The 26025-nt window shown below is 68.3% G+C and carries 22 protein-coding genes; 16 read left to right on the top strand and 6 right to left on the bottom strand.

Translation table 11 applies throughout. The annotated features are described in order from the left end of the window. Window position 1: 1 nt before the first annotated feature. Complete coding sequence (locus tag C3Y15_RS20310; protein WP_034193403.1) at window positions 2-826, bottom strand: IclR family transcriptional regulator; 825 nt, start codon at window positions 824-826, stop codon at window positions 2-4. Between the two features lie 438 nt (window positions 827-1264). Here C3Y15_RS20310 and C3Y15_RS20305 point away from each other — a divergent pair, with 438 nt between their 5' ends. Then, entirely contained in the window at window positions 1265-2113 is an 849-nt protein-coding gene (locus C3Y15_RS20305) for an ureidoglycolate lyase (protein ID WP_059734667.1), read from the top strand. Window positions 2114-2468: 355 nt separating this feature from the next. Here C3Y15_RS20305 and prpR read toward each other — a convergent pair whose 3' ends face one another. Then, window positions 2469-4451: a propionate catabolism operon regulatory protein PrpR gene (gene prpR, locus C3Y15_RS20300; RefSeq protein ID WP_011881027.1), complete on the bottom strand. Its 1983-nt coding sequence runs from the start codon at window positions 4449-4451 to the stop codon at window positions 2469-2471. 171 nt (window positions 4452-4622) lie between these two features. On the opposite strand from prpR, the gene prpB reads away from it, so the two are divergent. From prpB to C3Y15_RS20260, 8 genes are all read left to right on the top strand, one after another. After that, complete coding sequence (gene prpB / locus C3Y15_RS20295; protein ID WP_011881026.1) at window positions 4623-5516, top strand: methylisocitrate lyase; 894 nt, start codon at window positions 4623-4625, stop codon at window positions 5514-5516. Window positions 5517-5564: 48 nt separating this feature from the next. Continuing rightward, window positions 5565-6737, top strand: coding sequence for a 2-methylcitrate synthase (prpC, locus tag C3Y15_RS20290; protein WP_011881025.1), 1173 nt, complete (start codon window positions 5565-5567; stop codon window positions 6735-6737). A gap of 81 nt (window positions 6738-6818) precedes the next feature. Further along, complete coding sequence (gene acnD, locus C3Y15_RS20285) at window positions 6819-9413, top strand: Fe/S-dependent 2-methylisocitrate dehydratase AcnD (protein ID WP_011881024.1); 2595 nt, start codon at window positions 6819-6821, stop codon at window positions 9411-9413. Window positions 9414-9439: 26 nt separating this feature from the next. Beyond that, a complete protein-coding gene (prpF, locus tag C3Y15_RS20280) occupies window positions 9440-10630 on the top strand; it encodes a 2-methylaconitate cis-trans isomerase PrpF (RefSeq protein ID WP_059462702.1) in 1191 nt (396 codons plus the stop codon). Beyond that, on the top strand, window positions 10546-11010 hold the full coding sequence (locus C3Y15_RS20275) for a hypothetical protein (RefSeq protein WP_124260152.1): 465 nt from the start codon (window positions 10546-10548) through the stop codon (window positions 11008-11010). The genes prpF and C3Y15_RS20275 overlap by 85 nt, the downstream gene beginning before the upstream one ends. A 39-nt stretch (window positions 11011-11049) precedes the next feature. Beyond that, entirely contained in the window at window positions 11050-11499 is a 450-nt protein-coding gene (locus C3Y15_RS20270; protein WP_011881022.1) for a helix-turn-helix transcriptional regulator, read from the top strand. Between the two features lie 165 nt (window positions 11500-11664). Then, window positions 11665-12573, top strand: a complete 909-nt coding sequence (locus C3Y15_RS20265) for a hypothetical protein (RefSeq protein WP_124260151.1) — start codon at window positions 11665-11667, stop codon at window positions 12571-12573. A gap of 289 nt (window positions 12574-12862) precedes the next feature. Continuing rightward, on the top strand, window positions 12863-13924 hold the full coding sequence (locus C3Y15_RS20260) for a CaiB/BaiF CoA-transferase family protein (RefSeq protein WP_011881020.1): 1062 nt from the start codon (window positions 12863-12865) through the stop codon (window positions 13922-13924). On the opposite strand, the gene C3Y15_RS20255 is transcribed toward C3Y15_RS20260, so the two are convergent. Both C3Y15_RS20255 and C3Y15_RS20250 read right to left on the bottom strand, forming a co-directional pair. Next, the gene (locus tag C3Y15_RS20255; protein ID WP_124260150.1) at window positions 13903-14199 is read right to left on the bottom strand and encodes a hypothetical protein; all 297 of its coding nucleotides are present in this window, start codon (window positions 14197-14199) and stop codon (window positions 13903-13905) included. The genes C3Y15_RS20260 and C3Y15_RS20255 overlap by 22 nt on opposite strands. Further along, window positions 14196-14639, bottom strand: coding sequence for a PaaI family thioesterase (locus C3Y15_RS20250; protein WP_014724157.1), 444 nt, complete (start codon window positions 14637-14639; stop codon window positions 14196-14198). Before C3Y15_RS20250 ends, C3Y15_RS20255 begins: the two co-directional genes overlap by 4 nt. Before the next feature lie 259 nt (window positions 14640-14898). On the opposite strand from C3Y15_RS20250, the gene C3Y15_RS20245 reads away from it, so the two are divergent. Next, window positions 14899-16533 carry a methyl-accepting chemotaxis protein gene (locus C3Y15_RS20245; protein ID WP_046425000.1) on the top strand — a complete coding sequence of 545 codons (1635 nt, stop codon included), beginning with the start codon at window positions 14899-14901 and terminating at the stop codon, window positions 16531-16533. Here C3Y15_RS20245 and C3Y15_RS20240 read toward each other — a convergent pair. After that, window positions 16506-17615, bottom strand: a complete 1110-nt coding sequence (locus C3Y15_RS20240; RefSeq protein WP_059460635.1) for an AGE family epimerase/isomerase — start codon at window positions 17613-17615, stop codon at window positions 16506-16508. The genes C3Y15_RS20245 and C3Y15_RS20240 overlap by 28 nt on opposite strands. A gap of 115 nt (window positions 17616-17730) precedes the next feature. On the opposite strand from C3Y15_RS20240, the gene C3Y15_RS20235 reads away from it, so the two are divergent. The 5 genes from C3Y15_RS20235 to C3Y15_RS20220 all read left to right on the top strand — a co-directional run bounded on the left by C3Y15_RS20235 (window position 17731) and on the right by C3Y15_RS20220 (window position 21437). Continuing rightward, window positions 17731-18426, top strand: a complete 696-nt coding sequence (locus C3Y15_RS20235) for an MgtC/SapB family protein (protein WP_011881016.1) — start codon at window positions 17731-17733, stop codon at window positions 18424-18426. Between the two features lie 46 nt (window positions 18427-18472). Continuing rightward, window positions 18473-20089: a hypothetical protein gene (locus tag C3Y15_RS20230; protein ID WP_059734671.1), complete on the top strand. Its 1617-nt coding sequence runs from the start codon at window positions 18473-18475 to the stop codon at window positions 20087-20089. 175 nt (window positions 20090-20264) lie between these two features. After that, window positions 20265-20420, top strand: coding sequence for a hypothetical protein (locus C3Y15_RS31805; RefSeq protein ID WP_011881014.1), 156 nt, complete (start codon window positions 20265-20267; stop codon window positions 20418-20420). A 151-nt stretch (window positions 20421-20571) separates the two neighbouring features. Then, the gene (locus C3Y15_RS20225) at window positions 20572-21051 is read left to right on the top strand and encodes a GNAT family N-acetyltransferase (RefSeq protein WP_034193398.1); all 480 of its coding nucleotides are present in this window, start codon (window positions 20572-20574) and stop codon (window positions 21049-21051) included. Window positions 21052-21200: 149 nt separating this feature from the next. Beyond that, on the top strand, window positions 21201-21437 hold the full coding sequence (locus C3Y15_RS20220; RefSeq protein ID WP_059734673.1) for a hypothetical protein: 237 nt from the start codon (window positions 21201-21203) through the stop codon (window positions 21435-21437). 56 nt (window positions 21438-21493) lie between these two features. On the opposite strand, the gene C3Y15_RS20215 is transcribed toward C3Y15_RS20220, so the two are convergent. After that, window positions 21494-24268 (bottom strand): heavy metal translocating P-type ATPase, encoded by a 2775-nt coding sequence (locus C3Y15_RS20215; RefSeq protein ID WP_081058947.1) that lies wholly within the window; start codon window positions 24266-24268, stop codon window positions 21494-21496. 314 nt (window positions 24269-24582) lie between these two features. On the opposite strand from C3Y15_RS20215, the gene C3Y15_RS20210 reads away from it, so the two are divergent. Then, window positions 24583-26022: a DUF1254 domain-containing protein gene (locus C3Y15_RS20210; protein WP_034193396.1), complete on the top strand. Its 1440-nt coding sequence runs from the start codon at window positions 24583-24585 to the stop codon at window positions 26020-26022. Window positions 26023-26025: the final 3 nt, after the last annotated feature.

Below are 26025 nucleotides of genomic sequence, written 5' to 3'. Positions count from 1 at the left end.
TTCACCGACTCCCCGCCCGCCACATCGACAACTGACCGGCCGTCTCCCGCAGCCTTGCCGCGACCGCGTCAGCCGACGGCGCCGTGTGCGCATCGATCCGGCGCATGTACGGGCAGGTCAGCACGGCGATCGAATGACCCGACGGGCCGACGATCGGTGCGCTCAGATCGGTGACGCCATACGCCTGGCGGCTGTCCTGCCGCAAGTAGCCGGACTGCCGAATGGCATGACATACCTGCGCGAGCTCCTGTTCGTCGATCGGCGCTTCGCCCTTGACCTTGCGATGCTCGGCCAGCATGTGCGCGCGCTGCTCGGTGCTCTGGAACGACAGCATCACGCGTCCCGACGCCGTATCGGCCAGCGCGATGCGCGAGCCGAGCCGCACCGACACACACCACGGCCCGGGGCCGTCGACCTGCGCGATCACGAGCAGGTTGCCGTGATCGTAGACGGTCAGATGGCACGACTGTTCGGCTGCGTCAGCGAATCGATGCATCAGCGGCAACGCCTCCGCGATCAGCCGACTCATAGGTGGATGCCGGTGTGCAAGTGCGAACAGCTTCAGACTCAGCGTGTAGCGGTCGCCGCCGCTCGAGCGCATCACGTAGCGGCGCGCGACGAGTCGCTCGAGCATCCGGTAGATCTCGCTCGCGTTGCGGCCAAGTTCTCTCGTGATTTCGGTGCGGGTCAATCCTTCCTTTTGTTCCGACAGGAGCTCGAGAATGTCGAGGCCCTTGTCGAGCGCAGGCGCGCGATAGCGGTCGGCTGCGCCCGTCGACTCCAGTGCGTCGCTGTTGGAGAGCGGGTTGTCAGTAGTTAGCGTCATGTGTAGGAAGTCAGGGAGTTGCCGATCGGTGGGCGACGCACGCTGGCGGACGTGCACGCGGCGTCGCGAAGCCGCGCGCGGATATGACTGCCATCCGCGCGAGCCCGACAACATTCAGTGTGCGATGCAGCGTGTTTTTTACCGATCGTTATCGGGCATGAACGGCTCAGGTGCCGTTCGCGATGACAGGGTCATAAGAAATACTGGATATTCATCTTTCAGCGTCGAAGGACGCGAGAGGCGGCCGCCATGCCGACCGCGTCGGCGTATCCGCCGCTGCAACGTAATCTCTGCGGTCGCACCAATAGTCGGTATCCGTCGCGCGCCATTCCACCGCGCGCCGCCGATGGTACAAAGAGCGGCGGGTCATCGGCGGCGCGCACGCGCGTCGTCGGCGGCCGGTATCCTGTCACATTCGCCAACAAGAGGTTCAGCACGATGAAACTGCTTCGCTACGGCCCGCCCGGCCAGGAAAAGCCCGGTATTCTCGACGCGCACGGCCGGATTCGCGACCTGTCCGCGCATGTGCCGGATCTGGCCGGCGACGCGCTGTCCGACGCCGCGCTCGCGCGCCTGCGTGCGCTGGACCCCGCCGCGCTGCCGCTCGTCGCGGGCGAGCCGCGCATCGGGGCGTGCGTCGCGCGCGTCGGCAAGTTCATCGCGATCGGGCTGAACTATGCGGATCATGCGGCCGAAGCCGGCATGGCCGTCCCGAAGGAGCCGGTGGTGTTCGGCAAGTGGACGAGTTCGATCTGCGGCCCGAACGACGACATCGAAATCCCGAAGGGTTCGGTCAAGACTGACTGGGAAGTCGAACTGGGCGTCGTGATCGGCGCAACCTGCAAGGACGTCGACGAAGCGCGCGCGCTCGACTACGTCGCCGGCTATTGCGTGGTCAACGACGTATCCGAGCGCGAGTGGCAACTCGAGCGCGGCGGTCAGTGGGACAAGGGCAAAGGCTTCGACACGTTCGGGCCGATCGGGCCGTGGCTCGTCACGCGCGACGAAGTGCCCGATCCGCAACGCCTCGACCTGTGGTTGGAGGTCGACGGACACCGCTATCAGAACGGCAACACGCGCACGATGGTGTTCACCGTCGCGCAACTGGTCGCGTATCTGTCGACCTGCATGACGCTGCAGCCGGGCGACGTGATCACGACCGGCACGCCGCCGGGCGTCGGAATGGGCATCAAGCCGTCGCCGGTGTTCCTGAAGGCCGGCCAGACGCTGCGCGTCGGCATCGAAGGGCTCGGCGAGCAACTGCAGCACACGCGCAACGCACGGTAGCGGTCGGCGCGTGGGGCGCTGCGTGAACGGCGAATGCCGAATTCGCAGTGCCCATTGCCCGCTGAACGTCGAGCGCTGAACGTCTACCGCCGCGTGCCGTCCGCGAAGCGTCGAATATCGAGGACTGAACGTCGATCGTCGAATGCCGGCCGCTGACGGTTGCCGCTCAACCTCGACCGCTGGCCACCGACTGCAGAACACGGTTGCAGAACGCCGCCCGCCGACATCAATTCATCGGCGCCCTGAAGAACAGAACAGCCGCCCCGGCCGGAATTCATCGCGCTTCAACGCCCCGACGCCGCAACCCGCGCCCGCATCCGGCCGCTACAGCACCGCGATCCCCCACATCCCCGCCTCACTTACCCGAGAGCTTGCGCCACAGCGTCGTCTTGCTGATCCCGAGCATCGCGCACGCGCGATCGCGATCGCCGCCGCACGCATCCAGCACCGCGCGAATCTCGTCGGCTTCCGCGCGACGGCGGCGCGCGTGCAGGGTGCGCGCATCGTCGTCGTCCGCGGCCTCGACCGGCGCCGCGAACAGCTCGGGCGCGATCGCCCGCAGCGCGTCCGGCGCGAGCGCCGGGCACGCGGCGGTCAGATCGTTCTCGTCGGCTTCCTCGGCTAGTTCCACCGCGATCCGCTCGATCACGTTCTGCAGCTCGCGCACGTTGCCGGGCCATCGATAGCGCGCGAGCGTCGATTGCGTCGCGCCGAGCACGCGCAGCGCGTCGCCGGGCTCGCGCATGCGCTCGGCGAGCCGCGGCTCGCGCTGCGCGGCCTGTACGAGCAGCGTCGCCGCAAGAGCCGGGATGTCGGCCGCGCGCTCGCGCAGCGGCGGCAGGCCCACGTTCAGGATGTTGAGCCGGTAATACAGATCCGCGCGGAACGTGCCGGCTTCGACGGCCGCCAGCAACGGCCGGTGCGTCGCGGCGATCACGCGCACGTCGATCCGGATCGGCTCGGTCGAGCCGAGGCGGATCACCTCGCGCTCCTGCAGCACCCGCAGCAGCCGGCTTTGCAGCGACGGCGGCATCTCGCCGATTTCGTCCAGAAACAGCGTGCCGCGGTGCGCGGCCTCGAACAGCCCCGTCTTGCCGCCGCGCCGCGCGCCGGTGAACGCGCCTTCCTCGTAACCGAACAGCTCGCTTTCGAGCAGCGCCTCCGGAAACGCGCCGCAGTTGACCGCGACGAATGGGTAATTGCGCCGCGCCGACAGCGCATGCAGGCTCTGCGCGATCATCTCCTTGCCGGTGCCGCTTTCGCCGAGCACCAGCACGGTCGCGTCGGATTTCGCGTAGCGGCGCACGAGGTCGCGCACGCGCGCCATCGGCGCGGACGCGCCGATCACGTCGTCGAGCGTGTAGCGCGCCGCGAACTGCTGCGTGTTCGGCTGCGAACGCAGCGCGCGGTCGAGCCGCTCCACCGCGCGCGACTCCTGGAACGTCAGCACGCTGCCGGACGTCACGCCGCGATCGACGAGCGGCCCGCGATGCACGACGTATCTCACGCCGCGCACGGTCGCGAGTGCATCGCCGTCCTCGCCGCGCAGCGTGCGCAGCTCCGGCCTGAGATCGACGAGCGCGCGGCCGACGGCCGCCGCGGGTTCGACTCCGAGCGCCGACGCGAGCCGCTCGTTGATCGCCTCGACCCGCCCGCGCGCATCGAGCGCGACGACGCCGTCGCGCAGATGCTGCAGCAGGTTGTCGAGCCGCTGCCGGCGAAACGCCTCGGCGTGGGTTGCATACGCGACTTCGAGCGCGGTCTCGACCGCCTGGCGCACCGACGCGTGCGAATACAGGAATACCGCGCCCATGCCCGCGCTCGCCGCCAGATCGGTGACGAGGCCGGGGCCGACGATCGTCTCGATGCCGCGGTCGTGCAGGTCGTGCACGCACGCCTCCGCTTCCTGCGCGGACTGATATGACGCAAACTGCACGTCGAGCCCGTACGCGGCGACGAAGCGGCGCACTTCGGGCGGCGTCTCGCCGGCGCTGACGAGCGCAATGCGGGTCGCGTCCCGACGCGCGCGCGCGAGCGCCTGCATCACGTCGAAGCCGGTCGGCGACACGACCACCACCGGCACCTGCGCGCGCGTTTTCAGGAAGCCGCCGTTCGAGCCGGCCGCGACGATCACGTCGGGCCGCGCGGTGCCGGCCTCGGCGATCGCGCTCAGCGCGTCTTCGTACGCGCGCGTGACGATGCGCACGTCGGCGCGTTCGTCGAATTCGCCGGCGATCTCGCGGAACAGGTCGCGCAGCCGGCTGATGCCCATCGCCCAGATGCGTGGGCGCACCGCGCGGTCGGTCGGGCCGGCGGGCGTGGTCGAGGAGAGGTCCATGACGATCGATTATGCGCGTGGCATTTCATTTTTGAAACACAAAAGCGCTGAAATGAAATCGGCCGACGAATCGTGCCGCGCGCCGCTTGCTTAAGAATCAGTGGGTTAGCGGTGGAATGGTGCGCTGGCCCGGTCCTTGCTGTTAATGGGCATTCCTTCAGGAGGCCGTTCATGAGCAACACGCATCTTCAAAGCGCCGGCGCGAAGTTTCGCGCGGCAGTCGCGGCCGAGCAGCCGCTGCAGGTGGTCGGCGCGATCACCGCATACGCGGCCAAGATGGCGCAGGCCGTCGGCTTCAAGGCCGTCTACCTGTCGGGCGGCGGCGTCGCGGCGAATTCGCTCGGGATCCCCGACCTGGGCATCAGCACGATGGAAGACGTGCTGATCGACGCCAACCGGATCACCAACGCGACCGACCTGCCGCTGCTCGTCGACATCGACACGGGCTGGGGCGGCGCGTTCAACATCGCGCGCACGGTGCGCTCGTTCATCAAGGCCGGCGTCGCAGCCGTGCATCTCGAGGACCAGGTCGGCCAGAAGCGCTGCGGCCACCGTCCGGGCAAGGAAGTCGTGCCGGTCGAGGAAATGGTCGATCGCGTGAAGGCCGCAGTCGACGCGCGCACCGACGACCAGTTCGTGATCATGGCGCGCACCGACGCTGCCGCGGCGGAAGGGATCGACGCGGCGATCGAGCGTGCGGTTGCGTACGTCGAAGCCGGCGCCGACATGATCTTCCCGGAAGCGATGAAGACGCTCGACGACTATCGCCGCTTCAAGGCCGCCGTGAAGGTGCCGATCCTCGCGAACCTGACCGAATTCGGCTCGACGCCGCTGTTCACGCTCGACGAGCTGCGCGAAGCGAACGTCGACATCGCGCTGTACTGCTGCGGCGCGTATCGCGCGATGAACAAGGCGGCGCTGAACTTCTACGAGACGCTGCGCCGCGACGGCACGCAGAAGGCTGCCGTGCCGACGATGCAGACGCGCGCCGAGCTGTACGACTTCCTCGGCTATCACGAATACGAGCAGAAGCTCGACCAATTGTTCGCGCAGGGCAAGAAGTAACGCGGCCCGCGCGACCCGACACACGCATCCCCATTGGAGAATGTAAACATGAGTGAGACGAAAGACGCAGCAGCACCGGCCGCAGCAGGCGGATTCAAGCCGAAGAAGTCGGTGGCGCTGTCCGGCGTGACGGCCGGCAACACCGCGCTGTGCACGGTCGGCCGGACCGGCAACGACCTGCACTACCGCGGCTACGACATTCTCGACGTCGCCGAATCGTGCGACTTCGAGGAAATCGCGCACCTGCTGGTACACGGCACGCTGCCGAACCTGACCGAGCTGGCTGCGTACAAGACCAAGCTGCGCGCGCTGCGCGGGCTGCCGAACGCGCTGAAGGCCGCGCTCGAGCAGATTCCGGCGTCGGCGCACCCGATGGACGTGATGCGCACCGGCGTATCGGTGCTCGGCACCGTGCTGCCGGAGAAGGACGATCACAACCTGCCGGGCGCGCGCGACATCGCCGATCGCCTGATGGCGTCGCTCGGCTCGATGCTGCTGTACTGGTATCACTTCTCGCACAACGGCAAGCGCATCGAGACGGAAACCGACGACGACTCGATCGGCGGCCACTTCCTGCACCTGCTGCACGGCAAGGCGCCGTCGAAGTCGTGGGTCGAAGCGATGCACACGTCGCTGATCCTGTACGCGGAGCACGAGTTCAACGCATCGACGTTCACCGGCCGCGTGATCGCGGGCACCGGCTCGGACATCTACTCGGCGATCACCGGCGCGATCGGCGCGCTGCGCGGCCCGAAGCACGGCGGCGCGAACGAGGTCGCATACGACATCCAGAGCCGCTACGACTCGCCTGACGAAGCCGAACTGGACATCCGCCGCCGCGTCGAGAACAAGGAAGTCGTGATCGGCTTCGGCCATCCGGTCTACACGATCTCCGATCCGCGCAACAAGGTGATCAAGGGCGTCGCGCACAAGCTGTCGAAGGAAGCGGGCGACCTGAAGCTGTACAACATCGCCGAGCGCCTCGAGTCCGTGATGTGGGACGCGAAGAAGATGTTCCCGAACCTCGACTGGTTCAGCGCCGTGTCGTATCACCTGATGGGTGTGCCGACCGCGATGTTCACGCCGCTGTTCGTGATCTCGCGCACGTCCGGCTGGAGCGCGCACATCATCGAGCAGCGCATCGACAACAAGATCATCCGCCCGAGCGCGAACTACACCGGTCCGGAAGATCTGCAGTTCGTGCCGATCGACAAGCGCTGACATGCCGCCGCGCGCGCCGGCGTCCGCGATGCGGGCGTCCGGCGCGCGCGCAACGTTTCATCCCGAATTCCGCCCCACATCATGAATACCGCCTACCGCAAACCTCTGCCCGGCACGTCGCTCGACTACTTCGACGCGCGCGCCGCGATCGACGCGATCGCCCCCGGCGCCTACGACACGCTGCCGTACACGTCGCGCGTGCTCGCCGAAAACCTCGTGCGCCGCTGCGACCCGGCGATCCTCGCCGATTCGCTGAAGCAGATCATCGAGCGCAAGCGCGAGCGCGACTTCCCGTGGTTCCCGGCGCGCGTGGTGTGCCATGACATCCTCGGCCAGACGGCGCTCGTCGACCTCGCGGGCCTGCGCGACGCGATCGCCGAGCGCGGCGGCGACCCGGCGAAGGTGAACCCGGTCGTGCCCGTGCAACTGATCGTCGACCACTCGCTCGCCGTCGAATGCGGCGGCTTCGATCCCGACGCGTTCGCGAAGAACCGCGCGATCGAGGATCGTCGCAACGAGGACCGCTTCCACTTCATCGAGTGGACCAAGAAGTCGTTCGAGAACGTCGACGTGATCCCGCCGGGCAACGGCATCATGCACCAGATCAACCTGGAGAAGATGTCGCCGGTGATCCAGGTGCAGGACGGCATCGCCTATCCGGACACCTGCGTCGGCACCGACAGCCACACGCCGCACGTCGACGCGCTCGGCGTGATCGCGATCGGCGTGGGCGGCCTCGAGGCGGAGAACGTGATGCTGGGCCGCGCGTCGTGGATGCGCCTGCCCGACATCGTCGGCGTCGAGCTGACCGGCAAGCGTCAGCCCGGCATCACCGCGACCGACGTCGTGCTCGCGCTGACCGAGTTCCTGCGCAAGGAAAAGGTGGTGGGCGCCTATCTGGAATTCCGTGGCGCTGGCGCGGCGAGCCTCACGCTCGGCGATCGCGCGACGATCTCGAACATGGCGCCGGAATACGGCGCGACGGCCGCGATGTTCTTCATCGACGGTCAGACCACCGACTATCTGCGCCTCACCGGCCGCAGCGACGAACAGGTCAAGCTGGTCGAGACGTACGCGAAGGCGGCCGGGCTGTGGGCCGACACGCTCGCGCATGCGCAGTACGAGCGCACGCTGACGTTCGATCTGTCGAGCGTCGTGCGCAACATGGCCGGCCCGTCGAACCCGCACAAGCGTCTGCCGACCTCCGACCTCGCCGCGCGCGGCATCGCCGGCCAGTGGGAAGAGAAGCCGGGCGAGATGCCGGACGGCGCGGTCATCATCGCGGCCATCACGAGCTGCACGAACACCAGCAACCCGCGCAACGTGATCGCGGCCGCGCTGCTCGCGCGCAATGCGAACGCGCGCGGCCTCACGCGCAAGCCGTGGGTGAAGAGCTCGCTCGCGCCCGGCTCGAAGGCGGTCGAGCTGTATCTGAAGGAAGCGAACCTGCTGCCGGAACTCGAGAAGCTCGGCTTCGGCATCGTCGCGTTCGCATGCACGACCTGCAACGGGATGTCGGGCGCGCTCGATCCGAAGATCCAGCAGGAGATCGTCGATCGCGACCTGTACGCGACCGCCGTGCTGTCCGGCAACCGCAATTTCGACGGCCGCATCCATCCGTATGCGAAGCAGGCGTTCCTCGCGTCGCCGCCGCTCGTCGTCGCGTATGCGATCGCCGGCACGATCCGCTTCGACATCGAGAAGGACGCGCTCGGCCACGACGCGCACGGCAAGCCCGTCACGCTGAAGGACATCTGGCCGACCGACGAGGAGATCGACGCGATCGTCGCATCGAGCGTGAAGCCCGAGCAGTTCCGCAAGGTCTACGAGCCGATGTTCGCGCGCACGGCCGATGCGGGCGAGCGTGCCGCGCCGCTGTACGAGTGGCGGCCGCAGAGCACCTACATTCGCCGTCCGCCGTACTGGGAAGGGGCGCTGGCCGGCGAGCGTACGCTCAAGGGCATGCGGCCGCTCGCGGTGCTCGGCGACAACATCACGACCGACCACCTGTCGCCGTCGAACGCGATTCTCGCGACCAGCGCGGCCGGCGAGTACCTCACCAAGATGGGCCTGCCGGAAGAAGACTTCAATTCCTACGCGACGCACCGGGGAGACCACCTGACCGCGCAGCGCGCGACCTTCGCGAACCCGACGCTCGTCAACGAGATGGCGGTCGTCGACGGCGCGGTGAAGAAGGGCTCGCTCGCCCGCGTTGAACCCGACGGCAAGGTCATGCGGATGTGGGAAGCGATCGAGACGTACATGAATCGCAAGCAGCCGCTGATCGTGATCGCGGGCGCCGACTACGGCCAGGGCTCGTCACGCGACTGGGCGGCCAAGGGCGTGCGGCTCGCGGGCGTCGAGGCGATCGTCGCCGAAGGGTTCGAGCGGATTCACCGCACGAACCTGATCGGGATGGGCGTGCTGCCGCTGGAGTTCAAGCCCGGCACGAACCGCAAGACGCTCGGCATCGACGGCACCGAAACGTTCGACGTGATCGGCGCACGTACGCCGCGCGCCGACCTGACGCTCGTGATTCATCGTCGCGACGGCGAGCGCGTCGAGGTGCCCGTCACGTGCCGGCTCGACACGGCGGAAGAAGTGTCGATCTACGACGCGGGCGGCGTGCTGCAGCGTTTCGCGCAGGACTTCCTCGAATCGTCGCAGGCGGCTTGAGCCGGACACACAGGGATAACCGAAACATGGCTCACATTCCACAAATCAGGATTCCCGCGACCTATCTTCGCGGCGGCACGAGCAAGGGCGTGTTCTTCCGGCTGCAGGACCTGCCGGAGGCCGCGCAGGCGCCCGGCGCCGCGCGCGACGCGCTGCTGCTGCGCGTGATCGGCAGCCCCGATCCGTACGGCAAGCAGATCGACGGGATGGGCGGCGCGACGTCGTCCACCAGCAAGACGGTGATCGTGTCGAAGAGCACGCGGCCCGGCCACGACGTCGACTATCTGTTCGGGCAGGTCTCGATCGACAAGGCGTTCGTCGACTGGACCGGCAACTGCGGCAACCTGTCCGCGGCCGTCGGCCCGTTCGCGATCAGCGGCGGGCTCGTCGATGCGGCGCGCGTGCCGCGCGACGGCATCGCGACCGTGCGGATCTGGCAGGCGAACATCGGCAAGACGATCGTCGCGCATGTGCCGATCACGAACGGCGCGGTGCAGGAGACCGGCGACTTCGAGCTGGACGGCGTCACGTTCCCGGCCGCCGAGGTGCAGCTGGAGTTCATGGACCCGGCTGCCGAGGAAGACGGCGCGGGCGGGTCGATGTTCCCGACCGGCAATCTCGTCGACGATCTGGTCGTGCCGGGCATCGGCACGCTGAAGGCGACGATGATCAACGCGGGCATTCCGACGATCTTCGTCGACGCCGAAGCGATCGGCTATACGGGCACCGAGCTGCAGGACGCGATCAACGGCGATCCGAAGGCGCTCGAGAAGTTCGAGACGATCCGTGCGCACGGCGCGTTGCGCATGGGCCTGATCGACACACTCGACGAGATCGCGACGCGCCAGCACACGCCGAAGATCGCCTTCGTCGCGAAGCCGGCCGACTACGTCGCATCGAGCGGCAAGCGCGTGAACGCGGGCGATGTCGACCTGCTGGTGCGCGCGATGTCGATGGGCAAGCTGCATCACGCGATGATGGGCACGGCGGCGGTCGCGATCGGCACGGCCGCGGCGATTCCGGGCACGCTCGTGAACCTCGCCGCAGGCGGCGGCGAACGCACCGCGGTGCGCTTCGGGCATCCGTCGGGCACGCTGCGCGTCGGCGCGGAGGCGCGCTTCGAGAACGGCGAATGGACCGTCACCAAGGCGATCATGAGCCGCAGCGCGCGCGTGCTGATGGAAGGCTGGGTGCGCGTGCCGGGCGACGCGTTTTAAGCGTCGTCGCTGCGCCCCGCGAGGGGCGGGCGAACTGCGACTTGCCCGCTTTGCCCGGCGGTATGCCGGGCGAAGCGGGCCGCCTGCCCGTCATGGGCAGGCCATTGCGCGATGCGGCGCGGCGCGCAATCGCGATATTCCACGATGTTTCGATTCGAAAGAAAATTCCGGTCGTCGATGGCTGGATAATAAAAATATCCAGATCGTGGAAACGATTCGAATTCATGCGCCGGATATGTGCTGCAATTTCGGTTTTCCGGATATCGAATGATCCGGATCAATGTGTATTGAAGTTGTGGGCCGTGAACCGCGTTATATGCGACGCTCTGCCGGAAATTTCGATCACAAATACCGCGGCCGACGCCTTCGCATTCGATTGACCACACCTACCCGGCGGCGAAAACCAGCCGACCGGGGCGATGGAATCGAATTCTGCTCTCACGCCGCGAGAGAAAGAAGTCGTGGATCTGCTGCGTCGCGGATTCAGCAACAAGGCCATTGCCGCTCATCTCGGCGTCGGACTCGATACCGCGCGGCGCCACGTGAGCCGCGTCAAGCAGAAGACTGGCGTCCGATCCGTCATCGCGTTGCCGGGCGGCGATTTGCCCGACCACCCCGGATGGCTCGAGCGCCTGGATCTGGGCGGCGTCCATCTGAGCCCGGCCGAATCCCGCGTGCTGCGACTGCTGTGTCATGGACGCGGCAGCAAGGACATCGCGCGCTTGCTGCAAATCAGCCCCCGTACCGTCGACAAGCATCGCGAGCATTTACTCGATAAATTTTCGTGCAAATCGACGCGTCAACTGGTCGCGTGGATCGCCGGTCAATACGCGAAATGTGGCATGGCGAATTCCTCGGGAGAATCCTAATCTGCATCCATGCGCTGCAGATACAAATAGATGAATTGATCTGTCAATAATTTTTAAATTGTAAATTGTTCGATTCGTCAATAAATAAGGCGTTTGTTTTTGTGCGTGACGCTCGCCGCGTGCGGAAGATTCATTTTTAGCGAGCTTATCCGAGGGAATTACAAAATGAGCATCCTGAAAGTTTGCCGTTGGCCGAAAGTGGGTAGCGCCTGGGACGTCATTACCGAGGGGACCGGGGAGCTGAAGAAGAAGGTCGGGGATACGTTCTCCGTGACCGGCGTGAAAAAGGAAAGCCTGAGAACCGAAAACACGTACTACGTGTACCAGGGCAGCCATGTCGACCAGGGGCAGAAGGTCGTGTGCAAGAGCCTCAGCTCGACCGGCAACGTGGCGGAGTTCCAGGTGCAGGCGCAGCTGTTCCAGGCGGAGGAGTACGCCGTGCTGGCCCAGTCGTTCCAGAACGTGCTGGCTGCCGTGACCAAGACCGTCGCGATCGGCATCGGTCCGAAGGACTTCGCGACGCTCAAGCAGGCTGGCTACAACCTGTGCTTCGCGAAGAAGGTCGGCGACGCGGCGTACAACGTCGTGTGGCGCGCATCGTTCGAGTACCTCGAGGACAACGAGTTCTCCTGGACGCCGATCTACCAGATCTTCGGCACGAACCGCTATCAGGACGGCATTACCGTCAAGGCGTCGACCAAGAAGGTCTCCATCGGCCTCGGCGAGATCGTCACGCTCGACAAGTACGGCCAGTTCGGCTCGCCGTCGACCGGCGGCGACCCGACCGCGATCAACATGGAGAACGACTACGGCGAGATCCATCCGGGCATTTGCCAGCTGAGTACGGGTATCGACGGCGAGGCCGTCAGCACGCCGATCTACGCCGCGCCCGAAGTGATGGTCTCCGGCGAAGCGTCGTTCACCCCGATCGAGAAGGTGCTCGTGTGGTTCGAGCAGAACATCGAGACGTCGACGATCTTCTCGCGGGCGCGGTCGCGCAGCATCGAGATCGACCTCACGAATACCAATTCGACGGGGCGAGTCTACGAAGGCGGGCAATGGAAAACGCCGTGATGCTGCCGTGAGCGGACGCGTCGTCAGCCGTTACGTCGAGATCGATATGTCCGACGTGTCGACGGCGGCACGCATCTACCAGGGGCAGTGCTGGATCGTTCCCTGACGGCACAGGCCGGCGTCGTGGCGCCGGCCTTTTCGTTTGTGGTTCGCTGCGCCGTATCGCGCCGCGCGTTCGCATCGGACGCCTTCCACGCACGAAAGCGCGTCAGAATACGCATACCCGGCGCACACGTCTGCCTGCCGCGCGCGCCTCCATTTGCTTCGAGCCCATCCCCACGAGGTCGCCATGCCATTGAACGCGCCGCTTGCCGGCATCCATATCGTCGAATTCGAAGGTCTCGGCCCCGGCCCGCTCGCCGGCTGGATGCTCGCGGGGATGGGCGCGCGCATCACGCTGATCGCGCGCCCGGCCGGACGCAGCAGCGCGCCCGATGCACTGCGGGCGCGCGACGGCGACTTGCTGCGCGAAGGCAAGACGATCGTCGAACTCGATCTGAAGAGCGCGGCGGGCCGCGACGCGGCGCTCGCACTGATTGCGCAGGCCGACGCGCTCATCGAAGGGCTGCGGCCGGGCGTGATGGAGCGCCTCGGCCTCGGGCCCGACGACTGCGCGCACCGCAACCCCGCGCTCGTGTATGGACGCATGACCGGCTGGGGCCAGGACGGGCCGCTCGCGACCGCGGCCGGACACGATCTGAACTACGTGGCGCTGACGGGCCTGCTGTCGTTGTCCGCGCCGCGCGAAGGCAGGCCGGGCGTGCCGCCGACGGTGGTCGGCGACGCGGGCGGTGCGCTCGGCCTTGCGTTCGGCATCGTCTGCGCGCTGCTCGACGTGCGCGCCGGCGGCGCGGGGCGCGTGGTCGACGGTGCGATCGTCGACATCGTCTCGATGCTCGGCTCGCTCGCGCTGTGGGCGCGGGCGAACGGGCAGCTCGACGGCGCGCAGCCGAGCCTGTTCCACGACGCGCCGTTCTACGACGTCTATCGCTGCGCGGACGGCGCATGCGTGACGATCGGCGCGCTCGAGCCGCCGTTCTACGCATTGCTCGTGGAGCGCCTGGGGCTGACGGACGTCGATCCGGCGTCGCAATACGATCGCGCGCGCTGGCCTGCGCTGAAGGCGCGTTTCGCGGAGGTGTTCGCACGCGAGCCGTCCGCGCACTGGCGCGCGCTGCTCGAAGGGACGGACGCGTGCTTCGCGCCGGTGCTCAGCGTGGCCGAAGCCGCGACGCATCCGCACAACGTGGCGCGGGCGATCTATCGCACCGATTCGAACGGCGACATTCGCGCACGCGTCGCGCCGCGGTTTCTGCCGTTGACGGACGATCAAGCGAACGGGCCCGTATAAGCACCGATGCGCGGCAGGCAACGCGGGGCGTCAAGGCCGAGCTGGTTGAGCTTTGAACTCGATTCGTCGAGCGGTTCGGCGAGCCTCGCCGTATTCCTCCGGCTACGCTGCATGTCTATCCGCACCGCTACAACATCACGTTGCGCAGCGTGGGCGATCGACTGATCTGCGAAATGCGCGATGCCGTCGACCTTGCCGCGACGAAGCGATAAACGTTGACTGCGCACGTCTCCGGCGGCCGACCACGCAAGCAACCGCACCCCGAACCAATTCAAGCCGTTTCCGCCACCGCCTCGGGCATCTTCCCGTCGCCGACACGATTGATCGTGCCTTGCGCGATCGCGACGAGCCGCTCGTGATCGCCGTCGATGACGTACACGTGACACTGGCAGGTCGCCTGATGCCGGCCCGCGTAGACGACCTGCGCGCGCGCGACGAGCGTGCCGTTCACGGCCGGTCGCAGGTAATTGATCTTGTACTCGGCGGTGATCACCCGGGGCCCGAGCACGAGTGCGCCCGCGAACGTCAGCGCATTGTCGGCCAGATAGCCCATCACGCCGCCGTGCACGAAACCGTGCTGCTGCCGCAGTTCGTCGCGCACGGGCAGGCACAGCGACACCTCGTTGTCGCCGATATGCATCAGCTCCGTGCCCAGCAGCATGCTGAACGGTTGCGCGCGCAATGCGCCGCGCGCGTGGTCCGTGATGTCCGTCATCGACTTGCCTCGCAATGCGTGTCCGCTTGCGCTGAACTCTAGGAAGGGGGCTGCGGATAAGCAAGGAAATTCGTCCGCATTGCGCGCAAATACCGGTGCGATGCGACGCGATTATTGCGTCGAATGCGTGCGAAGCCGTCGGCGGCGGCCGATTCGGCGGAAATCGTGCGCGCCGCTGCGCGGCGGCCTAAAGTCCGACGCGGAAATGCCGCTAATGCCGAGGCATTGCTCCATCCTCCGCTTCCAGGAATCTTCCCCCATGTTCGGAAAAATCAAGCTCGCGTCGGGTCTGCTCGGCGTGCTGACCGTGTTTTGCCTCTTTCTATTCGCGATCGAGGCGCTCGGGTTCTGGGCGCTCACGTCGACGCGCAGCGGCGTCGACGATCTGTCGAACGTCGCGATCGCGCAGGTCGACGCGGCGAGCCAGGCGACCGAGCGGCTGCTCGACGCGCGCGTGAACCTGTCGCGTGCGGGCACGCGGATGGTGCGCGGCGGCCCCAAGCCCGACGACATCATCAGTCATGCCAGCGCGTCGCTCGCCGAAGCGGACAGCGCATTCGCGCGTCTCGCGGCCGCGCCGCCGGTCGACGACACCAACCGCGCGCGCGTCGCGGCGCTCACCGAGCGCTATCGCGCGCTGCGCGGCGCGCTCGGCGAACTCGTGCAGTTCCTCGACGCCGGCAACATCCAGGCGTTTCTCGACCAGCCGACGCAAGGCTTCCAGGACGCCTACATCGCGGAACTACATCGTTTCGCGGACTACGGCGGCGCGTCGAGCCGCACGGCGCTCGCCACGATCGATGGCGGGATGCAATGGTTCAAGTGGGTCGGCATCGTGTTGCTGGTCGCGATGCTCGCGGCGAGTGCCGCCATCTACGGGGGCGCGCGGCGCGCGGTGGTCGCGCCGCTCGACGAAGCCGGCCGCCATTTCGAGCGGATTGCGCAAGGGCGACTCGACGAAGCCGTGCGCGCGGGCGGCGTGTTCGAGATCGACCGGATGCTGCGCGGCCTCGCCGCGATGCAGGCGAGCATCGCCGACACCGTGCGCACCGTGCGCCACGCGTCGGATGCGATCCACGTCGGCGCGGGCGAGATCGCCGGCGGCAACGCGGACCTGTCCGCGCGCACCGGCACGCAGGCCGCGTCGCTCGAGGAAACCGCGGCGAGCATGGAGGAGTTGACCGCGACCGTCCGTCAGAACACGGACAGCGCACGCGCGGCCAGCGCGCTGGCCGACGCGGCGCTCGACGCGACGCGCCAGGGCGGCAGCGTGGTCGACAGCGTGATCGACCGGATGCGCGGGATCGCGCACAGTTCGGGGCGCATCGCGGAAATCATCTCGGTGATCGACGGCATCGCATTCCAGACCAACATCCTCGCGCTGAACGCGGCGGTCGAAGCGGCGCGCGCGGGCGAGCAGGGCCGCGGCTTCGCGGTGGTCGCGGGCGAAGTGCGCTCGCTCGCGCAGCGCAGCGCGCAATCGGCGAAGGAGATCAAGGCGCTGATCGAGGAATCGGTCGCGCAGATCGACGGCGGCTCGGAGCTCGTCGAGCGCGCGGGCGCGGCGATGCGCACGGTATCGACGTCGATCACGCGCGTCGCGCAGACGATGACGGAAATCACGTCCGCATCGGTCGAGCAGAGCGTCGGCATCGAGCAGGTGAACCAGGCCGTCACGCAGATGGATCAGCTGACGCAGCAGAACGCGGCGCTGGTCGAGCAGGTCGCGGCGGCGGCGTCGTCGCTGAACGACCAGACCGCGCAGCTGATGCGCGCGGTGTCGGTGTTCGAACTGGGCGACGCGCGTGCGCAGCGTGCGGTGCGCGACGAGCGCGCCGCGGTGTCGCCGTCGCCGGCCGACGCCGCTTACGAAGCGGCGGGCAGCGCCGCGTAGGCGGTCGCGAGGTGGTAGGGCGTGGTCGACGGCATGTCGGCGCGCGACACCTGCCCGTCGGCCGACTTGCATTCGATCCAGCCGCGCGGCAGCAGGAAGCGCGCGGCGAAGCGCGCGATCTGCTGCGCGAGCGGCGCGCCGGCCGGCGTGTCGCCGTGCGTCGCGAGTGCGCGCAGGTATTCGGTCTGCGCCCAGATCCGCTGGGTGCCGTCGATGCATGCGCCGTGCGCGTCGAGCGCCGCGCACACGGCGCCCGTCTGCGCATCGACGCCGTGCCGTTGCGCGAACGCGAACGCGCGCCCGAGCGCGTCGCGCAGCCCCGTATGCGCGAGCCGCGCGCCGGCCGCATCGACCAGATAGAACCATTCGAACTGATGGCCGGGCTCGAAACGGTTGCTGGACGCACCGAGCGGCAGCTCGGCGACGCAGCCGGTCGCGGGATCGACGAACGTGCGCTCGACCGCCTGCGCGGTGCGCGCCAGCGCATCGTCGAACGCCGCGTCGCCGAACGCATCGGCGGCCGCGAGCCATGCTTCGGTCAGATGCATCAGCGGATTCTGCAGCGCGCCGCTGCCCGACGACGAGAAATCGGCGTGGCGCGCGGCATCGAGCAGCGCGGCGCGCGGCTGCGGCGCGAAGCGGTCCTGGATCAGCGCGGCGGTCTGCTCGGCGACCGTGCGTGCCGCGGCGTCGCCCGACGCCGCATGCCATGCCGCGCATGCGAACACGACGAACGCATGGGTGTAGAGATCCTTCGTCGTGTCGAGCGGCGCGCCCTGCGCGTCGATGCTGTAGAACCAGCCGCCGTGCTGCGGGTCGCGAAAGCGGCTGCAGAGCGAATCGAACAGCGTGGCCGCGTGCGCGGTGTGACCGGCTTGCGCGAACACGAACAGTTGCCGCGCACAGGCCATCGCGCGATACCGCGTGACGGGCAGCGGCGCATGGGTGACCGGATCGACGGCCTCGAACGGCAGCCGCAACGTGCGGTCGAACCCTGGACCCTGCCAGATCGGCAAGATGACGTGCGCAAAATGGTCGCGCAACTGGGCGGCCTGGGCGGAAGCGGAGTCGGAAACGGACATGACGGGGTTGTGCGCTGGGATCGAAACGTGTCGGCGCGGCCCGGTGGACCGGCGCGACCGAGGCCAAGGATAAAACATTCCGCGGCGCCGGCAGCAAAAAAAGGAGATAAATCCGATGCTCGGCAATCTGGAACTCGTGATGCGGCTGGTGCTCGCGGCCGCGCTCGGCAGTGTGATCGGCTTCGAACGCGAGCGGCTGTCGTGGGCGGCCGGCCTGCGCACGCACATGCTGGTGTGCGTGGGCTCGACGCTGATCATGATCGTGTCGGCGTTCGGGTTTGCGGATGTGCTCGGCCGCGAGCACGTCGTGCTCGACCCGTCGCGGATCGCCGCGCAGGTCGTGTCGGGCATCGGCTTTCTCGGCGCCGGCTCGATCCTGCTGCGCGGCGAGATCGTGCGCGGGCTGACCACGGCCGCGAGCCTGTGGTCGGTCGCGGCGATCGGGCTCGCGGTCGGCGGCGGCCTGTACGTCGCGTCGATTTCCGCGACGATCATCATTCTGATCATCCTCGCCGGCATCAAGCCGCTGGAGCGGCGCTACTTCACGGTGCGGCAGCGCCGGCAGCTCGCGCTGACGGTGGTGAGCGGCGCGCTGACGTTCGATTCGCTGCACGCGGCGCTCGGCCCCGACAGCGCGCGCGTGAAGCAGTTCATCGTGCAGCGCGCCGACGAAACGGGCGAGCACGACGAAGTCCGCATCGCGCTCGCGCGCGTGTCGGACCTCGAATTCCGCGCGATCTGCGACAAGCTGCGCGGGTTGCCGTGCGTGACGCGATTCGACGAAGGCAACGGGTTGGCGGGCGACGAATGAACGTCGGTCGAGCGCGTCGGCGCAGCGGCCGGATCGACATTTGGTCATGCGACAATGGCCGTCACCGATTCCGTTCGACATCCGGCGCCGCTGGCGCGACCCGTCATCCGACTCCATGACCGAATCCGTTTCCGTGCCGCGTTCCCGTTCCAGCCGTTCTTCGACTCGTTCGCGTTCGGCCGCGGCCGCCGCTGCCGCGGATAGCGCCGCTAATGCCTCTGCGCGGCCGGCCAACGCGCCGGCCGGCGATGCGTCAGACTCCAACCGTTCTTCGACTCGTTCGCGCTCGGCCGCGGCTGCCGCGGATAGCGCTGCCAAGGCATCCGCGCGGCCGGCCAACGCGCCGGCTGGCGATGCGTCGCGGGACGAAGTTACGCTCGACCTGTTCGGCGATCCGGTGCTCGAGCCGGCTGCGCGTGGGGCGGGCGCTGCGCGTGACGATACGTCGGCGGACGCACGAGCGGCAGCGGCCACGGCGGACAGCGAGGACGCCGGGCGGCAGGCGACGCTGGACGGGTTTGGTGCCACCAGCGCGATCGGTGCGACCGCGATGCGTGATGGAGACGTTGCCGCGTCGGCGGAATCGGAACTGGGGTCGTCGCCTGCGGTGCGACATGGCGATACGCGCGACGCGGATGTCGTGCACACGGTCGACCCCCACGCAACGAAGGCAGCCGACGTACGGCAACCCGCTGACGTCGGTGCGATTGCGATTAGCGAGCCGGCGATCGACGGCGCGCAAGCTCCGGCCGGCGGCGTGCCGGAAACCGCCGCCGAGGCCGTAACGGCTGCGGGGCTTGCGACCGAGACTGCCAGCGCAGTTGCCGATGCGGCCGCCGCTGAACCGCCCGTGAAATCCGCTAACGATGCGGAACTTGCGGGCACGCCGGACCAACGCGACGAAGCAGAGCGGACGCGCGGCCAGAGCAGCAGGGCGCGCCGCGCGTCGTCGGGCGGCAAGCGGCGCGCAGCGAGCGGTGCGCGCGAAACGACGGCAGCGAGCGGCACGCCGGAAGCGCAGGCGTCTGTTGCGACCGCGGAGCCGGCTTCGGCTTCGGTCCCGTCTTCAACGATGCCCGAGTACGTTGCGCCATCCGCTGAACGGCAGGCGTCGGTCGAGCCAGCCAAACCGGCCGCTCCCGCCGCTGCCGCGATTGCGACGAGCGCCGGAAATGCGCCGCGCACCGCCGCGCCGACGCAGCCGGCCGTGCCGCCGGTGGCGTCCGCGGCGTCGTTCGTGACGAAGCCGTCGGCCGATCGCGCGCAACCGGCCGGGCAGAAGTCGTCGGCCTTCGATCCCGACGTTCATCTGCGTCCGCTGTCCGAGCGGCTCGCCGCGTTGCAGTCCGACACGGCCGGCATCAAGCAGGTTGCCGATCGCGAGATGCGCCGTGTCAACCGGCTGCTGCTGACGCTGGCGGTCGTCGTGTGCGCGGGGCTCGTCGCGCTGGTGTTGCAAACCCGGCAAATCGCGCAGCTGAAACAGGACCTCGATGTCCGGCAACAGCGAATCGATCGGCTGGCGGCCGATCTGTCGGCGCAGCAGGCGACGTTGATGACCCTCGCGGACCGCCACGAGGCGCTGCTGTCGCAAGTCGACCGGCTCCAGCGCAATGCGAATCGCGAGGCCGCGGCCGCGAAGCGCGTGCGTCGAACCCGCTAAGCAGTCCGACCCTACCTGCAACGCCACGCCGGGCAACGATCGCCGTATTACGGCGTCGTGAGACGACTACAGCGGTGCGACGAATTGATGCGTAACGCTGGCGGAGTTCAGGGAAAACCCTTAGAATGGAAGCCGTCTAAGGGAAAACCCTAGCGCACTTTGTCAGGAGTCTCAAATGAGCTTCATTCTCGCCCTGCTGCAAAAGATCGACGACCTGTTCGTCTCCCCGCACCTCCCGCTCGACACCGATTATTCGTACGCCGCGCGTCACGCCGAAGTCGAGCGTATGCGTCGTGCGAACCTGGCGCCGATCGTCCTGTACCGTCGCTGATTCGCTGATTCGCTGATTCGCTGATTCGCTGATTCGCTGATTCGGCGCGGCGCTCGCCGCACCTGCCTGCCCGTTTTCCGCCGCCGCATCGCGCGCCGGTGCGACCGTCCCGCTACACTGGAAGTCCGACTTGCTTCGCGACCTCCGAGCCATGCTGCAGATGCGGCCTATGACGGCCGGCGAATTCCATGCATACCGCACGCGCGCCGTCGACGGCTACGCGCGCGACCTCGTGTCCTCCGGCCAGAACGCGATCGACGATGCGGCCAGCCGCGCCCGCGCCTGCTTCGATACGCTGCTGCCCGACGGCCTGCTCACCCCCGGCCAGACGCTCGTCCAACTGATCGACACCGCCACCGGCGATACGGTCGGCGATCTCTGGTACGCGATCGTCGCCGAAGGGCCGAACCGCACGCTGTTCATCTACGACCTCGACATCGTCCCGTCCCGGCGCCGTCAGCGCTGGGCGACGCGCGCGCTCGATGCGCTCGAGGCCGAGGCGCGCCGTCATGGCGTCACGGAGATCGGACTGTCGGTGTTCAATCACAACACGGCTGCACGTGCGCTTTATCGGGCGTGCGGCTTCGTACCGATCACGACCACATTGCTCAAGCCGGTCGTTCAGGAGTAGCGGCGGGGATTCCCCCAACGACGGCTCGGCGTTCGCATTCCATTCCATTCCGGAAGGAAGCGTGATGCATCGGCCATGCGTTCGAGAAATCGTGGCCGCAACGAAAGACGCCCCGGAATGCCACGTCCCACGGACGGTTCAATACTGATATGCGAAAACGCCCGTTGCGCATCTCGATCGGTATGGCGCTGCTGATTGCCATCCTGCTGACTTGTGCGTTCAACGCAATCAGTCTCAATGCGGCGTACGGCGACGGTCCGCCGTACTACGCGCGCAGCACCGACATGGACAAGTGGACGAACCCGCTTCCGTTGCCGGGTATGGTCGACGGCGCGATGTTGGTCGTGATCGCCGCGTATCGTTCGTGGCTTCGTCGAAGCCGTTGAACCCTGCGCGGTGCGAAGCGGGCGGATGAAGGCCCCCGTGTTCGCCCCGCGCCACATCACCGCGCCTTGCCTTTCCATCTCCTCAACAGCAACGCGTTGGTCACGACGCTGACGCTCGAAAACGCCATCGCCGCGCCCGCGATCACCGGATTCAGCCAACCGAGCGCCGCCAGCGGCACGCCGATCAGGTTGTACACGAACGCCCAGAACAGGTTCTGCTGGATCTTCCGGTAGGTGCGCTTCGAGATGTCGATCGCGTCGGCGACGAGCGTCGGATCGCCGCGCATCAGCGTGATCCCGGCCGTATGCATCGCGACGTCGGTGCCGGTCGCCATCGCGATGCCGACGTCGGCCGCGGCGAGCGCCGGCGCGTCGTTGATCCCGTCGCCGACCATCGCCACCACGCCGCCATGCGTGCGCTTCAGCTCGGCGACCACGCGCGCCTTGTCGTCGGGCAGCACCTGCGCATGCACTTCATCGATCCCGAGCGCCGCCGCGACGGCCGCCGCGCTGCCGCGGTTGTCGCCCGTCACCAGCACGCTCGCGACGCCGCGCGCCGACAGCGCCGCGATCGCGTCGCGCGCGCCCGGCTTCACCGTGTCGCCGAAGGCGATCAGCGCGAGCAGCGCGCGCGGCGCGTCGGCGCGCATCAGCCACGAAATCGTGTTGCCCGCGCGTTCGAGCTCGGCCGCGCGCGCCCCGAGTTCGGGCGGAACCGCGATGCCCAGCTCGTCGCGCCAGCGGCTGCTGCCGAGCGCGACCAGCCGGCCGTTCACACGCGCTTCGACACCGCGTCCGGCGACCGCCCGCGCGTCGGTTGCCGCCGCAGCATCGGCCGCCACGGCTGCGCCGCCGCGCGCGGCGACGTCCGCGTCGTACGCGGCGACCACCGCGCGCGCGAGCGGATGATTGCTGTGGCGCTGCACGGCTGCTGCCACAGCAAGCGCTTGCTCACGCGGGATGTCGACGGCGTCGAAGGCCGTCACGGACGGCTTGCCTTCGGTCAACGTGCCGGTCTTGTCGAACGCGATGACGGTCGCGCGCTGGGCGAGCTCGAGCGCCTGCGCGTCCTTGATCAGCACGCCGCGGCGCGCCGCGACGCCGGTGCCGGCCATGATCGCGGCGGGCGTCGCGAGACCGAGCGCGCACGGGCATGCGATGACGAGCACCGCGACGGCGTTCAGGATCGCCGTTTCGGCGCCGGCGCCGGCGATCAGCCAGCCGGTCAGCGTCAGCACGGCGATGCCGAGAATCGACGGCACGAACACTTCGCTGACGCGGTCGACGAGCCGCTGGATCGGCGCCTTCTCGGCCTGCGCGGATTCGACGAGGCGGATGATGCGCGCGAGCGTCGTCTCCGCGCCGATCGCGGTGGTGGCGACGACGAGCGCGCCTTCGCCGTTGATCGAGCCGGCCGTGACGGGATCGCCGTCGTCCTTCGGCACCGGCAGGCTTTCGCCGGTGATCAGCGATTCGTCGACGTGCGAGCGGCCCGACACGATGCGCCCGTCGACCGGCACGCGCTCGCCCGGACGGATCGCCACGGTCGTGCCGACGCGCACCTGGGCGAGCGGCACGTCGCGCTCGACGCCGTGCTCGACGATGCGCGCGCGATCGGGGCGCAGCGCGTTCAGCGCGCGGATCGCGTCGGTGGTCTGGCGCTTCGCACGGGCTTCGAGCCATTTGCCGAACCGCACCAGCGTGACGATCACGGCCGATGCCTCGAAATACAGGTGGCCCGGATGCGCGGGCTCGCGCAGCAGCATCCACAGGCTCAGGCCGAAGGCGGCCGACGTGCCGAGCGCGACGAGCAGGTCCATGTTGCCGGTGCGCGCCTTTACCGCGTGCCACGCGGCCCGATAGAAGCGCGCGCCGAAACCGAACTGGACGATCGACGCGAGCACCAGCTGCAGCCAGCCGGGCAGCATCGCGTCGATGCCGAGCGGCGCGACGAGCATCGGCACGATGAGCGGTGTGCTCAGCACGGCCGCGCCGATCACGAGATTGCGTTCGCGGATCGCGTCGCGGCGCTTGCGCGCGTCGGTGGTCTGCGCCGGGTCGGCCGCGGCGGGACCGGCTGCCGCGGCCTGCGCCTCGGCGGCGAGCGACGCCTGATAACCGGCCGACGTGACCGCCGCGATCAGCGCGGCGGCGTCGAGCGTGCCGGCCGCCTGCACCGACGCGCGCTCGGTCGCGAGATTGACCGACGCGCGCGCGACGCCCGGCACCGCGGCCAGCGCCTTCTCGACGCGGCCCGCGCAGGACGCGCAGGTCATGCCGCCGATGTCCAGCTCGAAACTGGCCGGTCCGGCGCGGTCGGCCGCGGGTGTGGCGGCGACCGGCGTCGCGCCGTAGCCGGCCTGCCGGACCGCGTCGACGAGCCGCGACGCGGACACGTCCGGCGCGGCGTCGACGCTCGCGCGCTCGGTGGCCAGATTGACGGATGCCCGCGTGACGCCCGGCACCTTCGCGAGCGCCTTCTCGACGCGGCCGGCGCACGATGCGCAGGTCATCCCGTCGATGTCGAGCTCGATGCTGGCCGGAGCCTGAGCCTGAGGAGCCGCAGCCGGCTGCGCGCTGGCGGTCGGCTCCGCCGCGACTGGTGTCGCGCCGTAGCCGGCCTGCCGAACAGCGTCCGCGAGCTGCGTCGCACCGACGTCCATAGTGGCGGCCACGCTTGCCCGTTCGGTCGCGAGGTTCACGGATGCCCGTGCGACGCCCGGCACCTTGGCGAGCGTCTTCTCGACGCGGCCGGCGCACGATGCGCAGGTCATTCCGTCGATATCGAGTTCGATCGTGTGCGTTGCCGTGGACGCGAGTGATTCAGTCATGTCGGATTCCCCAAAGGCACGGTTCGTGCCGCGAATGACATCAGTATCGACATTCCCATGATGGGAAGGTCAAGCGGCGATGTCGATCCGGAGCGAGATATCAAAATAATGGTTCGCGATCGACCCTCGGCCCCGCAATGACCTTAGCCTGCTATTCGGCATATTGGGGGATGCCCTTAGGCGCTATGATACCGGCCTGACATCAGCGCCCGCCGCGACGAGACGGCAATCAGGGCCGCTGAAGTGCCTTGCTTGCGCCGAGCATGCGTCGAACAAGGCGTTGACTGACAAAAAAGATATTCGGCCAGTGATCAATGATTGAAAATCGACGAGAAACCGTTTCTCTGCGACGCGCCGCCGCCGCGTCGCTCGCCATCGCGGCGCTGTTGGCGGGATGCGCGTCGCAACCCGATGCGATCCAGCGCAAAACCGGCTGGATGCGCGCCGAAGTCGCCGACTCCTATATATATGCGTATCCGCTCGTGCTGATGGACGTCGCGAAGGAAGCCGCGACCGGCGGGGACGGCGCGCAGCCGGGCCAGGCGCCGCTCAACACGCTGCGCCACGCGCAGGCGCTGCCGCCGGTCGGCGCGCTGAATCCGCCGCTGCCGGGCGTCGATACGCTCGACTCGACCGGCTGGCTCGACGTCGGCGCCGAGCCGGTGATCGTCACGCTGCCCGACACGCGCGGCCGCTACTGGGACGCGCGCGCACTCGACATGTGGACGAACGTGCTGTGGTCGTCGTCGAGCGTGGCCTTGCACGGTGCGCGCGGCGCCATGCGCTCGCAAACGATCGCCTTCGTCGCGAAAGACTGGCAGGGCACGCTGCCGAAGGGCGCGGTGCGCGTCGACGTGCCGTCGGCCAACGCATGGCTCGAAGTGCGGCTGCAGACGAGCGGCGGCCGCGACCTGACGAACGTGAGGAAATTGCAGCGGGCGATCCGCGTGGTGCCGCTGTCGGTGTATACGGGCGCCGCGCGCGGCGCGTCGGTGGCCGTCCATGCGGGCAGCGCGCCGTCGGAAGCCGCGAGCGGCGGCACGCCGGCCGAACAGGTCGCGGCGCTCGATCCGAAGGCGTTCTTCACGCGCTTCGCCCAGGCGCTGCAGGACAACCCGCCGCCCGCCGACGACGCGCACGCGCAGGAACTGCTCAGCGATATCGGCGTGTCGGCCGGCTACCCGGTGCAGTGGACGGGCGACCGCCTGAGCGCGGCGACGGCCGGCGTCGCCGAAGCGCGCGCTCGCCTCGCGACGCCGCCGTCGAACCTGCTGGGCGCGAACGGCTGGAGCTGGATCGGCGACACGGCCGGCAAGTACGGGCAGGACTACGCGCTGCGCGCGTACGCGGCCTACACGCAGTTCGGCACCGCGACGCGCGACGACGAAACGCTCGCGCTCGTGCGCGTCGACAGCGACGGCCAGCCGCTGAACGGCGCGAACCGCTACATGCTGCATTTCGCGCCGGGCGCGGTGCCGCCGGTGCGCGGCTTCTGGACGCTCACGCCGTATGCGACCAACGGCGCGCTGCCCGACGTCGGTGCGGCACGCCGCTCGCTCGGCGATCGCGAGCGGCTGCGCCGCAACCGCGACGGCTCGATCGACGTGGTCGTGTCGGCGACGTCGAGCGGCGCGCGCGGGGCCAACTGGCTGCCGGCGCCGCGCACCGATTTCGCGCTCGCGCTGCGCCTGTACGCGCCGAAGCCGCAAGCGACCGACGGCTCCTGGTTGCCGCCCGCCGTCGTCCGGAAATGAACG

This window comes from Burkholderia sp. B10, assembly GCF_004368385.1.
GTDB lineage: Bacteria > Pseudomonadota > Gammaproteobacteria > Burkholderiales > Burkholderiaceae > Burkholderia > Burkholderia vietnamiensis.
Note: the sequence above shows the minus strand (reverse complement) of the source record. Positions and strands in the feature narration are given on the sequence as shown.